Below are 13,879 nucleotides of genomic sequence, written 5' to 3'. Positions count from 1 at the left end.
TAGTCAGCTCTCAAATAAAGTGAGAGCTGGCTTTTTCATTTATCCTGCTGGTGTGATTGCAAACGATTTCATGATACGCTAGGGGACAGAAAAACCTGTCCAGAAAGAAGGAATTCCTATGCATATTCTTGTCATCGATGATGAGGCGAGCATCCGGCATCTCGTCAAACTGCAACTCGAGCTCGATGGTCAGACGGTCGAGACGGCAGCCGACGGAGCAACAGCACTCGCCTTGCAGGCAACACAACCCTTTGATTTGATCGTCCTCGATTTGATGCTACCGGATACGACCGGTTTTGACTTGATTCCTAAGCTTCGACAGACGACACCTGACTTACCGATCTTGATGCTGACGGCGCGTGATCAGATGAACGATAAAATCATCGGGCTGCAGCTCGGAGCGGATGACTATATGACCAAGCCGTTTAATGGAACGGAACTCGTCTTGCGTGTCAAAAATCTGTTGAAACGCACGAAGGCGGTCGCACCACCCGTGCCTGTCGTGACTGATCCCTTCTTATCGGTTGATCCCGAAGAACGCGTCATTCGACTCGATGGACAACCGTTACCACTGACGTACCGGGAGTACGCCTTACTTGCGCTCTTCTTAGCGCATCCGAAACGGGTCTTCGAGCGAGATGAACTGCTCGAACAAGTCTGGGGTTTTGACTTCTCCGGTCAGACCCGTGCCGTCGATATCATGGTCCAACGCTTGCGGAAGAAACTCGGAGCGCAAGGCGAACGGATCAAGACGATTTACGGTGTCGGCTACAAGTGGGTCGACGCATGAAGCTACGCCAGGTCATCACGGAAAACTTCGTCTTACTCCTTGTTCCGGCACTGCTCGTTCTGTTCTTGATTCTTTATGCCTTCATTCAATCGAATCTGTATGAGAACGCTGTCGATTCTGTCCAAAAACTGAGTCGGGAAGCGGAACTCTACACGACGAATTACCTCGCAAGTGAAGAGACAGACTCGCTCGCTGATACAGCAGTCCCGATTGCTTCTTACTTAGCAGACCGGTTCGACGCGCGTGTCCAGCTGTTTGGACCAAACGCGGAACTACTCGCCGATTCCGAGCGCGATCAATTACCGCTTCTCGCAGGAGATATCGATCAAGCGTTAAAAGGAAAATCGAGTTATCTGTTCCTGAAGGAGACCGATGTTCCCGTACTGTTCTTCTCAAGCCCGCTGTACGGCAAGACGGACGTCATCGGCTCGGTCCGTTTTCTCGTCGACCTGCGGACGGAAGCCGAACTGCTGCGGCAATTCACCTATGTCTTCACCGGCGTGTTTCTGATGTTGATCGTGATCGCCGTCTGGACGGCGCGTCGGATGGCGAAGACATTGATCGGACCAATCGATGATTTACGGAGCGTCTCGCACGCCTTGACGAAAGGGCACTATGCGCATGCGCTACCGGCCTATCCGTATGAGGAACTGAACAGACTAGCGGCAGACTTCTCGACGCTTGCTGACGCAATTCAGCACAACATCGGGCAGCTCGAACAACAACGAAGCGACCAACAGACGTTCATCGATCACATCACTCATGAGCTCCGGACACCGATGACGGCGATCATGGGCTATGTCGAATTAATCCCCAAGCTGCCACCGGAGGAAGCGGCGCACTGTTATCACTACATCGAAGTCGAGAGTCAGCGCTTGTTACGACTCGTCTCGCATAATCTCGAACAGGCGAAACAACAACGCAACGAACGCCACGTGACGTCGACGATGTTCGCGCTCGATGCCTTGCTCGCCGACGCCTTATTCATCATGCAATTGCGTCTTGATGGACAAGGAATTGAAGTTGAACAGGATGTTCCGCCAATCTACGTGCTCGGGCAACCGGACCAGACGAAACAAGTCTTGTTGAATCTTCTCGAGAATGCCGTCAAATACAGTGACGCGATGACGGTGACATTTTCGACCGTCAGTACGGATACGACCCTCCGACTCCTCATGACGGATGACGGAATTGGTATGGATCCAGCCGTCCTAACCGAATGGGAGGACGAGCAACATAGTCTGACGACGGCGAGTGGGAATGGACTCGGTCTACCGCTCTGTCGGCGTCTGATGCAGGAACAAGGTGGCGATTTTGCACTGGAAAGCGATGTAAGCGGCACACGTATCACATTGACCTTCCGATTAGCGAATCAGACTTAATGTAATCGCTTACAAATGATACATTTACGAAACAATTCGACCGGATTTACGAAACAATTGCCCCGTAATCTAAGAATCAAGCAAGGAGAGGAATCATGAAAGCATCGACCATCGCTTATCTCTTCCTAATGGGCATCTTGTTTGCCCTCGGTCTTCTTTTGCTTCAGCAGACGGTCTTCGGACGTTTGCACGTCCTCGATGGACCGAAACGGCTGAATGCTTCCGATGACTCGCTTCCGACCGAGTTGACGTTACGTCACCGGGCATGGGGTGAGCAAACGGTAGAAGATGGAACGGAAGTCCAGCGCATCACGACGCTATTGAAGCAAATGAAGACGTTGGCAAACGGGACATGTCCGGCAGGTACAGCGACATTTAACGGGACGCTCCGTTTCTTGAACGGAACGACATGGACGTTCTCGCTCGGGGAAAGCATGACGCTGAATGGAAAATGTGTCGCGCAACGTCCTAGCACCCAGACGACGACATTAAAAGCACGCTTCTTGAACGCCTATCACGAACCAGAACAGCTCGCGCGTCAGTTCGCCGAGGCGGAAGTCGTGACCGTGTATGCAGCAGGACGATCTCGTTCTTTGACTGCACGTGAGCGAGAAGACGTTAAGCGTCGCCTGACGCAAGCGGAGCCGATGACGGACTATGAAGAAGTCGGTCAATCACTCGATGCCAGTCAGGGACAGCCGCGCATTCTCAAGCTTCAGCGGTTCAAGAATGAGCAGAACACGCGTGCCAACTTAATGAATATCACCGTGTATGAGACATTGTTCAGCGTCCAGTACATGGATGATGACAATGGAAACACCTTCTATTTAAAAGGACAACTCCTGCCGACCGGGAAGGAGGCAGATCGATGAGAAAAGGAATGCTCTTCTTGCTGAGTATCATTTGTCTCATGAGCATTTGGATCGTCCGCAACAATGAACAGACGAAGCAGGGAACAGCTGCGCGGGAAACAGTTCCGCATTTGACGGCGTATGTCTCTGCGAAAGAGGATATCGGGCGGGCCTTACTGTCATCGTACTGTGAACAAGCGGGTTGTACGTATGAGTTCGTTCGCCTCTCGACAGAAGAACTCGTCCGGCGTGTGACGAAGGAGGCGGTTCATCCGCGTGCCGACGTCATCATCGGCGGGACGTGGGATGCCCACCAGACGCTCAAGCAACGCGGGTTGTCGACACCGTTCCCGAGCGATCTGGATCAAGCGGAACTACAGGATCCGGACCGCTACTGGATCGGCTATGAAGTCGAACGCCTCGCGATCGTCATCAATACGGACGTCTGGAACAACCGATTCGGGGCGGCACCATATCCGAAGACACTCGCTGACTTGACGGCGAAGCAGTATCAAGATGCGTTGATTTTGCCGGATCCGAACCATTCCGGTACCGGTGCGACGATCCTGCAAGCGGTCTTTGACGGATACGGAACGAAGGCGGAAGATGTCTTACGCGAGCTCATCGAGCGAACGCGATTATTCACGGCGAACGGATTTGCACCGACATCGTATGTCGCCAGTGGGGAAGCGATGCTTGGGGTCAATTTCATCGGGGATCAACAATCGCTACGCGAAAAGTATTATCCGGTCAAAAGCATCCCGCTCGATACGTACTCGATCAACGCGATCTCAAAGTTGAAAGGACGGACGCAACAAAAGCAGGCGAATGCCTTCATGCGTTTCGTGCTCTCGGCGGACGGTCAGGCGATCCTGCGGAAAGTCTCGTTCGGCACGCCGACCTATGCGATCGCGAAGACACAACCGATCCAGCAGAACGTCGGGCAGGACATCGTCGCCGATTACCGGGACTACCTCCGTCGATTCAATCAGCTCCAGGACAAATGATGCGAAGACTCTGATTCAGATAGGGGAAATGGAAGATGGGCTTCTTCAGCATCAAAAAATTGCCGAATGCCGGCATACCAATCGAAGTACAACGGAAACAATGGTTACAGCAATTCTTAAAGGCATTTTTAGTCGTCTTCTTCTCATATATGGCGATGTATCTCATTCGAAACAACTTCAAGGCAGCGCAACCGCTCTTGAAAGAGGAACTAGGTTTTACGACGACGGAACTCGGTTATATCGGCTTCGCCTTCTCGATTACATACGGAATCGGGAAAACGTTGCTCGGCTACTTCGTTGACGGGAAAAATACGAAACGCGTCATCTCGTTCTTATTGATTCTCTCGTCCTTAATCGTCACCGCGATGGGACTCTTGATGAGTGCCGGTGGAAGTCCGGTCGGTTTATTGATGGTTTTATGGGGACTCAGTGGGTTCTTCCAATCGGTCGGGGGACCGTCGTCGTATTCGACGATCGCCCGCTGGACACCGTTTGAAAAACGTGGACGCTACCTCGGCTTCTGGAACGTCTCGCACAACATCGGTGGAGCAATTGCCGGTGGTCTCGCACTTTGGGGAGCGAACGTCTTCTTCAACGGAAGTGTCGTCGGGATGTTCATCTTCCCAGCTGCGATCGCGCTCGTTATCGGAATCGTCGGTCTGTTCATCGGGAAGGATGATCCGGAGGAACTCGGGTGGAATCGGAGTGAAGAAATCTTCGAGGAACCGATCGAACCGGAAAACATCGCTGCTGAAAGTATGACGAAATGGCAAATCTTCAAAACGTACGTCATCTCGAACCCATGGATCTGGACGCTCTGTATCGCGAACGTCTTCGTTTACATCGTCCGGATCGGGATTGATAACTGGGCGCCGCTCTACGTCACGGAACACTTACACTTCAGCACGGAGAGCGCCGTCAATACGATTTTCTTCTTTGAGATTGGTGCGTTGTGCGGCAGTATGATCTGGGGGTATGTATCCGACTTGCTCAAAGGACGCCGGGCGCTCGTCGCAGCGATCTGTCTCTTACTGACGGCCGTCGCGGTCCTCGGTTATCGTTACGGGACGAGTGAACTTATGATTTACGCGTCACTATTTGCACTCGGTGCGCTCATCTACGGACCGCAGCTCTTGATCGGTGTCTCGGTCATCAGCTTCGCACCGAAACAAGCAACAACGGTCACGAACGGGATGGTCGGGACATTCGGTTACTTGTTCGGTGATTCGATCGCAAAAGTCGGTCTAGCAAAAATCGCTGACCCGGAAACGAACGGTCTAACGATCGGTTCGGTCACCTTGCACGGCTGGAGCGACACATTCATAATCTTCAATGCGGCATTATTATTCGGTTTGATCGCCCTTGCGATCGTTGCCGTCGTCGAGGAGAAAAAGATTCGTCGCCTCGGACTGCTGGAGCGTCAAGCGGATAAGTTAAGTTCGTAACAGACACAAGCACCCTCGCCTTATTTAGGAGAGGGTGCCCTTTTTTAATGAGACAAATAAGCAAGCAGAAAACCTTCTTCCAGTTTAACGTGACGAATCGAACGGTAATGGGCATGACGGAAAGGAAAATAGAAGGAAAGATCGACGGTCAGAAGTCGATTTGCATAACGCAGATAAGGTGGACGAATGAGGTAAGTTTCATTAAAGGATTCGGTATCATGAGGACAGACGTCAAAGACTTCGAACGTAATGGTACGTTTATCGACTACCCGCAATTGGAGCGTCAATTCGACCGGTAAGTCACGCTTTAGACCATAACGTGTCAACGGTACAACGGCTTGAAGGTGAAGGTGTGTCGGTCGAATCGTGACACAGATATCTGTCAGCTCTGGAATTTCCTTTGTTAGAACGCTTGCTAAGTCATACTCATCCATACTTGCTGCAAGCGTAAAACGACGAAACGTCTCAATTAAATGGCGCCCCAATTTCATGAAGTAAACTCCTCTCTTATGCTTCTTCCCCTTAGTATAAATGAGAATAAACCTAATTATTCCATATTATTTTTCATTAAAGTAAATTAATTCCTTTAAATTAGAGGTTCTTTTAAAACTATACGATTCACGCATGTTTTTGTATCGTTCAGGGAACTTTTAACATGTCGACCTATCGTGTTTTCCGAAAGGAGTTTTATGATGTCATACTTATCCGGATTTCCGTCATCTTATTGGAAGCAAAGTACACCAGCCACTTCTTATCCCACTTTGGATCAAGATGCGAAGCATGATGTCGTCATCATCGGGGCTGGTATTGCGGGGCTCGTCACGGCCATACAACTGACTGAACGAGGATATGATGTCGCCGTGATTGAAGCCGGTGACGTCGCTGCTGGCACGACGGGTTATACGACGGCGAAAGTTTCCTCGCAGCACGGTTTAATCTATGACACGTTAATCAAAACGGTCGGTGAAGAATCGGCGCGACTGTATTATGAAGCAAATGAAGAAGCCATCACGTTTTTACGTCATCAGGTGGAACGACTCGACATTGCGTGTGAACTTGAAACGCAGGACGCGTATCTCTACGTTGCGACATCAAAAGAGCAAGCGATGGAACGAGAAGTAAAAGCCTATGAACGATTGGGATTGAACGGTGGCGAGGCGACGCAAGAAGTTCGGGATAAGTTGCCGTATGATGTCAAACGTGCTGTCGTCTTGCGCGAGCAAGCGCAGTTCCATCCCGTCAAATACCTTCAAGGACTCGCCCGACAAATCGTCCACCAAGGGGGTGCCTTATATGAACAGACACGTGCTGTATCGCTCGAATCGAACCGAACGCCTACTGTTGTCCTTGAAAATGGACATCGGATTGAAGCGAAGAAAGTCGTCATCGCGACCCATTTTCCGTTTCATGACTTCAAAGGCTTGTACTTCTCAAAACTTGAAGTCCATCGCTCGTATATCGTATCGGGTCAGGTCGATGAGACGTTTCCGGACGGGATGTTTATGAGTGCCGATCAACCGAGTCGTTCTCTGCGTCACACACGGACAGAAGACGGTCGTCTGCTTGGTCTCTTCGGCGGTGAGAATCATCTATCTGGTCACGAGACAGAGACGATGCAGCGGTATCAGCATCTTGCGGATTTTGCAAAGCATGAATTTCACGTCGAATCGTTCGGACAGTTCTGGTCAGCACAAGACTTGATCACGCTCGACAAAATCCCCTACATCGGACAGATGACGCCAAATGATCCGAACGTGTTCGTCGCGACCGGTTTTGCGAAGTGGGGGATGACGAATGGTATCGCGGCCGGACTGTTACTCAGCGACTTATTGACGGGAACACCAAACCGTTTTCGGCATCTGTTCGATCCGAATCGTTCGAAGCTAAAAACAAAGGATGCGACGCAGTTCGTCAAGAACAATGCGGACGTCGCGATCGAACTGGTCAAAGGAAAGCTGACGAAAGCGCGTCGCAGTGCCGACGAGTTACAACCGGACGAAGGTGGACTCGTGACGCATCACGGAAAAACAGTCGGTGGTTACCGGGATCCGGAAGGAAAGCTTCATCTCGTCTCGACGACCTGTACCCACATGGGGTGTGATACGAAATGGAATGAGGCGGAACGGTCGTGGGATTGTCCGTGTCATGGTTCACGATTCGGTCCAACAGGAGAGGTGCTAGAAGGACCAGCCGTCAACCCACTCAAATCGATCGAGTAAGCAGAGACGCTTGTCTCTGCTTTTTTAATTTTAAAAATAAACCGTGGACGATTTATGATATGTGATATAATTACCTGGTAACAAAAATATTTTAGCGCTAAACAATTAGAGTGCCGCTTTTGAATCGTGTTGTAGAGGCACCGTCACGACCACCGCTCACTGGTTTCATACTTTAGTTTCACTATTTTACTTAGCGTCGTGAACGCTGAAACAACCCGAGGAGGAAGCACCACTATGAGTAAAGAAAAGATTGCCCAGCTGCGCAAACATGTATCGCCGTTTGAGAAGGCGGACATCAAAGCCAGCGTCCGGCAGATGATCAACACGATCCTGCCATTTCTCGTCCTATGGTTTCTGGCATATGAGGCCCTGAAACTATCTGTGTTTCTCGCGATCCCGTTGGCGATCCTCGCTGCAGGATTCGTCGTCCGGATGTTCATCATCTTCCATGATTGTACCCATGGATCATTCTTCAAAAATAAGAAGGCGAACGCCATCGTCGGGACGATCACGGGGATTTTGACGTTATTCCCGTATGAGAAATGGAAACGGGAGCACTCGATCCACCACGCATCGAGTGGGAATCTCGACAAACGCGGTGTCGGTGACATCTGGGTCATGACGATTGAGGAGTATATCGAAGCATCACGTTTCACACGTCTCAAGTATCGTCTGTACCGGAATCCACTCGTCATGTTTGGTCTTGGACCACTCTTGTTGATTCTTGTCTCGAGTCGCTTCAACCGGAAGGATGCTCGCAAAAAAGAACGTATCAACACACACGTCATCAATGCGTCGCTCGTCGTCTTGTACGGTATCCTGATCTACTTCATCGGCTGGCAAGCCTTCCTGATCATCCAAGGCACGACGATGTTCACAGCAGGTGTCCTCGGAATCTGGTTATTCTACGTCCAACATACGTTCGAAGACTCGTACTTTGAGGATGAAAGCGAATGGGATTATGTCAAGGCAGCAATCGAAGGCAGTTCGTATTACGAGCTACCGAAGGTCTTACAATGGGTGACCGGAAACATTGGATTCCATCATGTTCACCATCTCAGTCCACGTGTCCCGAATTATCATCTTGAAAAAGCACATGTCTCGACGCCACCGCTTCAGAAGGCGACGAAAATCGGTCTCTTCTCAAGTCTGAAATCGCTTCGGTATAAGCTATACGATGCGAAAAACAAAACGTTCGTGACGTTCCAAGATATCAAACACCTCTTACGCGAGCCGAAACCGTCATCGTTGTAAGCTTTTCACCTCATCCATATGGATGGGGTGTTTTTGTTGTACGAGCTGTAAAAGAGGGAAAGCACAGTAAATGAGAGCAGTGTATGTCCGTCTTTTGGCGTATGTTCACGATAAGCATCCATGGTAGGATGTACAAAGAGAAAGGAGCGTGCATGATGCGCCGTATACCCATTGCTGCTTATGTAGGAGGAGCCATCTTACTTTCCTTATTCGTTTTCAGTTCGATGACCTATCAGCAACAATCCCTGATTCCATTTTTGACACAACATATGCCGCTCGACTGGGTCTATGCGTTTTCGTTCGTGTCGTTCCATTATGAAGTTCCGATCAGCGTCGCGTCACTCGGACCTGCAGCCTTCCTTGAATTCTTCATTCGGAAAGGCATGCATGCCAGTCTGTTCTTCGTCCTCGGGGTCAGTCTCGTTCATTTTTTGCGCGGTCGAGGGTACGCAGCGTTACCAGCTGCTTTCTTTGCCTTCACGACAGCGATGACGATCGGTGTGTTGGATGAGTTCCATCAATTGTTGACGGGGGGACGAACACCACTCGTTGGAGACGTACTGATCGATGGTAGTGGTGCACTCGTCGGCATCGTCTTATACACTGTCATCCGTCTCTATTTGAAAGCCGATCGGATCGTTCGCGAACAAGAACAACAGCACGCATGAAAATAACCCATCGTCCCAATCCTAGGATTGAGGCGATGGGTTATTTTAGCGATTAGAACCGTTGTACCCACTCGATTTTGTACTGAGTGCGTCCGTATTCTCTTCTTAACATGTTGTCGGCTTTTTTTCGTGCTGTCGTGTGATCGCCTGCTCGAACATTCAATCGATCTGTGTCGATGATCTCATCTCCGCGTAATACGTGATACTGGACGGTGTAGTCCTTTTTCATTAAATTAAATAATCCCAAATTCTTCACTCCCATATTCTTCTTCCTTTTAGTTATTATATGGGATTCCAAATTTTTCTGCAATATAAAAAAGTGACTATTGTCCCACCTATTAATAAAAAGTTAGTGGTTCAAATGGCAGGTTGCTTTATTGTTAGAATTGCGTATAAATGCTGAAAAATCAACAAAAATCGCTCTAAAATAGAATTTTTGAAAATTTTATTACATAAATAATGAATATTCAGGAAAAAAAGTTACGTTATCAAAACATGGTTGAAAATATAATTTATCTGAATATTCTTTTGGTATGTCAGGAAAGGATTCCCTTGGAACTTTGATGGAATAACCGTTAAGATAAGAAGGGATGAGAAAGACGATGAATCAAACGATAGATGAAGGAGATGACGTATGGAGCAGGAGACGAATGAACGAATCGATCCCGCACAACGGATCAGGAAAGCAGTGACACGAAAAGAGACCGCTTATTTCAGTTTGTTATTAGGCGTCGCTATTTTGACAGTGGGTGGCATCATCGGCTTAGTATTTGAAACAGGCGAGAGCGGTATTTATGCTATGTTCGCGCTAGTGATCCTGCTGTTATTACTCTGGTTACGTCAATGGCGACGAGTATCGCGGATTCGAAGTGAAGGGGTTCGCTTGAGTGCGAAGCAGTTCCCGGAGTTATTCGAGCAAATCGGCATGCATACAGAACAATTGCAGCTGTGGCGGATTCCAGAAATCTATTTCCAGAACGATGTGAAACGACCATATGTCATCGGATTATTTCAAAAATATTTGATCGTCCTTCCGACGTCATATTTGGAATTGACAGAGGTACGACGGTTCCAGTTACTGCTTGAACTTGCACGCATTAAACGAAATCATCAAGAAAAGCAGGTGTTGCTTTGGATCGGAAGCTGGGTTCCATTTTTACGTCCGGCTTACACGCGGGCATGCGAACGGACTCGTTATCAGATGGTTCTACCGCTTGTATCCAACCAGTGTGCCCGGCAAGCGATCTTTGAGGATATTCTCGGACCAACACTTCTTGCGACGACGGATATCGTTTCCTATACAGCGGAGAAGCGTCAGCAACGGACGTTTTCTGTCTTATTGTATGAGAAGCTACAGACCAATCTATCCATGCTGGAACGGCTTCGCTTGACGGGTGAACCGCTCGATCAACCCCGTCCTTTCCTACGTTATAGTCAAGGAATCATCATCACGCTTAGTGTTCTGACGGTCATGTTCTTCGTCAGTGCAGGGGCAGGGATCTTGCTGAACGAAGCGGGAACGCAAACGGCAGCCAGTAACGACGCGTCGACGACAAAAACAAACGATCAGGATTTAAATGAGACGGAATTGATGGCAGCGATTCAAAAAGGAAAGCTTGAAGATATCCATCGCTTGATCCCGAAAAGTGATATGAAAGCAGTCGATGCAGATGGGGATACAGCACTGCATTATCTCGGTTACCGGAAGTCGAGCAAGGGGCTTGAATCGATCTTCAAGGAACTGCTAGAAGCAGGGAGTGATGTCGATGCCGTCAATGACTTTGGCGAGCGACCATTCATTACAGCTGTCTTCAGCAATAACGATGAACTCGTCGATCTGTATTTGAAACGAGGCGAGAAAATCAACCAACAAGATGACGATCAGTTCACGCCGCTTCATCATGCTGTCGAGGGTGAGGGGAAACAGACAGTCAAGCTATTGCTCGAGCGCGGTGCCGACCCGTCGATCAAAAATGCGGATGGCTTCACGCCGCTGATGATGGCACAGGAGTATGAACTCGATGAAATCATTGATCTGTTGAAACAGCACTCCGCGCAAACGTTATAAAACAACAACCGCAGGCTCTCTCGAATGGATCGAGAAGACCTGCGGTTGTGTGTTGTATTGAATTAGTTTGGTAATTTTGATGTGTCGACGATACGACCTTCGATGTTGTAATTGACTTCACCGAGTGATTTCGTGAAATCACGTAGGTTTTCCCAGTCAGAGAGACCGAGGTCCGTGACACGGCCTTCTTTATAAGCCGTTGCGAATGGTGTGAGACCATCGCCGCCTTTAGCTGTGAAGGCATTCGTTGCGAGAACATAAGTCTTCGCTGGATCAATAAGATCGTACGTGTCACCATTTTTGACTTCGATCTTCGTGACGCGCTCTCCAGCTGTTTTCGTGCTATCGTATTCGAACTTCATACCCGAGACGTGGAGGAAACCACCGTTTTCTTTTGGCGCAACCCCAACACTGATTTCAAGAAGATTCTTGATTTCTTCACCGGTCATCTTCGCTGTCGCGAGCGTGTTACCGAATGGAAGCGTCGTTAAGACTTCACCTACAGTAAGTGGTCCGGCATCAATGGCAGCACGGATCCCTCCACCGTTTTGCATCGCGATGACTGTATCCTTATTGTATTCTTTCGCTTTTTTGAGCATACCATCCGTGATCAAGTTTCCAAGAGCCGTTTCACTGTTACGGACACTGATTTCGCCGCGTGGGTTTGGAAGGGCATTAACGATATTCGCACCGACTTCTTCGTTTTTCAACTCAGCGATTTGATCTGCATATGGCTTAAGGATTTCAGCCGCACGCACATCTTCTTTTGCTGTAGAAACATCAATCAATGAACCGTTATACTCAGTCAATTTTCCTTTGTAGTCGAACGTCAAATCAAGATTTCCGAGGAAATCACCGTATTGGTAGGCTTGAGCGATGATTGTCGGTTCTGTTTTGCCTGGAACGACTGTCTCATCAACGACGACCGGTTTTTCAAGTTTCGTGTGCGAGTGACCGCCGACGATGACATCAATCCCGTCGACATTCCGTGCAAGCAATTGATCGTTATCGATTGCTTCGTTGTCATCAAAACCGATGTGTGTCAATGCAACGATTTTATTAACGCCACGATCTTCAAGCTTTTTGACAGCAGCTTTAGCACTAGCAATATAGTTTGCAAACGCCACCGTACCTGGGCTTGCGATATCTTTCGTCTCTTCTGTCGTCAGACCGAAGAAACCGATTTTTTGACCTTTGTATTCCTTGATGATGCCTTGATAAATCTTGCCGCGCTCCGGTCCTGCAGTGATTGTTTTCTTTTGTAGACCATTGAACGACTTATTTTTGCTGAAATCGACGTTCGCCGTGATGAACGGGAATTTTGCAGCCGTGACGAAGTTTTTCAAGGCGATGTTATTGTCAGTATCCCCAAGATCGAACTCGTGGTTACCGAATGTCATCATGTCGTATTTCATGTAGTTCATCAGTTCAAGATCTGCTTGACCGAGGAACTTGTTGAAGTAGAGTGTTCCAGAGAAGACGTCACCTGCATCTAAGAGAAGCGATGGTTTACCTTCTGCACGGTAAGCTGCGCGAAGTTCTTTGATGACTGTCGCACGTTTTGGTGTCTTATCGAGGTTCGCGTGCGTATCGTTCGTGTGCATCAAACCGATCGAGAAGTCATCCGTGTTGACGTCGAGAACTGTGATTTTTGCTTTTAATGTAATTGTCTTTCCGAGGCGTGTATAACTTGCGACCGCATATTTCACACCTGCTTCGCTCGTATCGACCTTCGACCAACGGACTGGTTTGTCATAGATACGACCTGTCGCGTAGAGAACAGCCAATGTTTTTGGCAATTCTGGCTTTTGATCAACGTAAATCGTTTGATCCGCGACTTTCTCTACGAACTTCACTGCATAGTTCTGGATGTAAATCTTGACTTCGATTGGATTCTTTTTCTTACCGTATGTGCCTTTGACCGTTTGGTAACGGTTGAACGCATGGCGATCGTAAGATTTCCATGTGATCTTCTCACCTTTATATGTAGCAGGGAGTTTGACCGGAGCACCTTTCGTGAAGACGAGTGACTTGAGTTTGACCGTTTTGACTTTGACATGCGTTGCAGCCGAAACTGTCGTTTGGGCAACCGGCACGATTGCCGATGTCGTCAGGGCGACAGCCACAGCTGCCGCGTAAAGCGGTTTTGATTTGTACATACGTAAAAATCCTCCTTCAAGAGTGGGGTATGAATG

The 13,879-nt window shown here is 48.8% G+C and carries 12 protein-coding genes; 9 read left to right on the top strand and 3 right to left on the bottom strand.

What is annotated here, in order from left to right; translation table 11 throughout:
* Positions 1 to 118 precede the first annotated feature (118 nt).
* From B3S86_RS11795 to uhpT, 5 genes are all read left to right on the top strand, one after another.
* Entirely contained in the window at positions 119 to 790 is a 672-nt protein-coding gene (locus B3S86_RS11795) for a response regulator transcription factor (protein ID WP_290752804.1), read from the top strand.
* On the top strand, positions 787 to 2,172 hold the full coding sequence (locus B3S86_RS11790) for a sensor histidine kinase (protein WP_290752801.1): 1,386 nt from the start codon (positions 787 to 789) through the stop codon (positions 2,170 to 2,172). Before B3S86_RS11795 ends, B3S86_RS11790 begins: the two co-directional genes overlap by 4 nt.
* Before the next feature lie 95 nt (positions 2,173 to 2,267).
* The gene (locus B3S86_RS11785) at positions 2,268 to 3,044 is read left to right on the top strand and encodes a DUF3919 family protein (protein WP_290752797.1); all 777 of its coding nucleotides are present in this window, start codon (positions 2,268 to 2,270) and stop codon (positions 3,042 to 3,044) included.
* A complete protein-coding gene (locus tag B3S86_RS11780) occupies positions 3,041 to 4,030 on the top strand; it encodes an ABC transporter substrate-binding protein (protein ID WP_290752794.1) in 990 nt (329 codons plus the stop codon). The genes B3S86_RS11785 and B3S86_RS11780 overlap by 4 nt, the downstream gene beginning before the upstream one ends.
* A gap of 35 nt (positions 4,031 to 4,065) precedes the next feature.
* Entirely contained in the window at positions 4,066 to 5,475 is a 1,410-nt protein-coding gene (gene uhpT, locus B3S86_RS11775) for a hexose-6-phosphate:phosphate antiporter (RefSeq protein WP_223040859.1), read from the top strand.
* Between the two features lie 44 nt (positions 5,476 to 5,519).
* Here uhpT and B3S86_RS11770 read toward each other — a convergent pair whose 3' ends face one another.
* Positions 5,520 to 5,966, bottom strand: a complete 447-nt coding sequence (locus B3S86_RS11770) for a hypothetical protein (protein WP_290752790.1) — start codon at positions 5,964 to 5,966, stop codon at positions 5,520 to 5,522.
* A gap of 201 nt (positions 5,967 to 6,167) precedes the next feature.
* Between B3S86_RS11770 and B3S86_RS11765 the strand changes: the two genes are divergently transcribed.
* From B3S86_RS11765 to B3S86_RS11755, 3 genes are all read left to right on the top strand, one after another.
* The gene (locus B3S86_RS11765; RefSeq protein ID WP_290752787.1) at positions 6,168 to 7,694 is read left to right on the top strand and encodes an FAD-dependent oxidoreductase; all 1,527 of its coding nucleotides are present in this window, start codon (positions 6,168 to 6,170) and stop codon (positions 7,692 to 7,694) included.
* 234 nt (positions 7,695 to 7,928) lie between these two features.
* Complete coding sequence (locus B3S86_RS11760; RefSeq protein WP_035410452.1) at positions 7,929 to 8,948, top strand: fatty acid desaturase; 1,020 nt, start codon at positions 7,929 to 7,931, stop codon at positions 8,946 to 8,948.
* Positions 8,949 to 9,103: 155 nt separating this feature from the next.
* On the top strand, positions 9,104 to 9,616 hold the full coding sequence (locus B3S86_RS11755) for a VanZ family protein (protein WP_035410449.1): 513 nt from the start codon (positions 9,104 to 9,106) through the stop codon (positions 9,614 to 9,616).
* A 52-nt stretch (positions 9,617 to 9,668) separates the two neighbouring features.
* On the opposite strand, the gene B3S86_RS11750 is transcribed toward B3S86_RS11755, so the two are convergent.
* On the bottom strand, positions 9,669 to 9,863 hold the full coding sequence (locus B3S86_RS11750) for a hypothetical protein (RefSeq protein WP_156359005.1): 195 nt from the start codon (positions 9,861 to 9,863) through the stop codon (positions 9,669 to 9,671).
* A 387-nt stretch (positions 9,864 to 10,250) separates the two neighbouring features.
* Here B3S86_RS11750 and B3S86_RS11745 point away from each other — a divergent pair, with 387 nt between their 5' ends.
* Positions 10,251 to 11,684, top strand: coding sequence for an ankyrin repeat domain-containing protein (locus B3S86_RS11745; RefSeq protein WP_290752780.1), 1,434 nt, complete (start codon positions 10,251 to 10,253; stop codon positions 11,682 to 11,684).
* Between the two features lie 62 nt (positions 11,685 to 11,746).
* On the opposite strand, the gene B3S86_RS11740 is transcribed toward B3S86_RS11745, so the two are convergent.
* Positions 11,747 to 13,843, bottom strand: coding sequence for a 5'-nucleotidase C-terminal domain-containing protein (locus B3S86_RS11740; RefSeq protein WP_290752776.1), 2,097 nt, complete (start codon positions 13,841 to 13,843; stop codon positions 11,747 to 11,749).
* Positions 13,844 to 13,879 lie beyond the last annotated feature (36 nt).

The sequence above is a fragment of the Exiguobacterium sp. UBA3968 genome (genome assembly GCF_002385115.1).
In the GTDB taxonomy this organism is placed as follows: domain Bacteria; phylum Bacillota; class Bacilli; order Exiguobacteriales; family Exiguobacteriaceae; genus Exiguobacterium_A.
Note: the sequence above shows the minus strand (reverse complement) of the source record. Positions and strands in the feature narration are given on the sequence as shown.

Coding starts and splice junctions, on each gene's coding strand:
- B3S86_RS11770 (WP_290752790.1), bottom strand. CDS start 5,966: ATGAAATTGGGGCGCCATTTAATTGAGACGTTTCGTCGTTTTACGCTT.
- B3S86_RS11780 (WP_290752794.1), top strand. CDS start 3,041: ATGAGAAAAGGAATGCTCTTCTTGCTGAGTATCATTTGTCTCATGAGC.
- uhpT (WP_223040859.1), top strand. CDS start 4,066: ATGGGCTTCTTCAGCATCAAAAAATTGCCGAATGCCGGCATACCAATC.
- B3S86_RS11790 (WP_290752801.1), top strand. CDS start 787: ATGAAGCTACGCCAGGTCATCACGGAAAACTTCGTCTTACTCCTTGTT.
- B3S86_RS11765 (WP_290752787.1), top strand. CDS start 6,168: ATGTCATACTTATCCGGATTTCCGTCATCTTATTGGAAGCAAAGTACA.
- B3S86_RS11785 (WP_290752797.1), top strand. CDS start 2,268: ATGAAAGCATCGACCATCGCTTATCTCTTCCTAATGGGCATCTTGTTT.
- B3S86_RS11760 (WP_035410452.1), top strand. CDS start 7,929: ATGAGTAAAGAAAAGATTGCCCAGCTGCGCAAACATGTATCGCCGTTT.
- B3S86_RS11745 (WP_290752780.1), top strand. CDS start 10,251: ATGGAGCAGGAGACGAATGAACGAATCGATCCCGCACAACGGATCAGG.
- B3S86_RS11740 (WP_290752776.1), bottom strand. CDS start 13,843: ATGTACAAATCAAAACCGCTTTACGCGGCAGCTGTGGCTGTCGCCCTG.
- B3S86_RS11755 (WP_035410449.1), top strand. CDS start 9,104: ATGCGCCGTATACCCATTGCTGCTTATGTAGGAGGAGCCATCTTACTT.
- B3S86_RS11795 (WP_290752804.1), top strand. CDS start 119: ATGCATATTCTTGTCATCGATGATGAGGCGAGCATCCGGCATCTCGTC.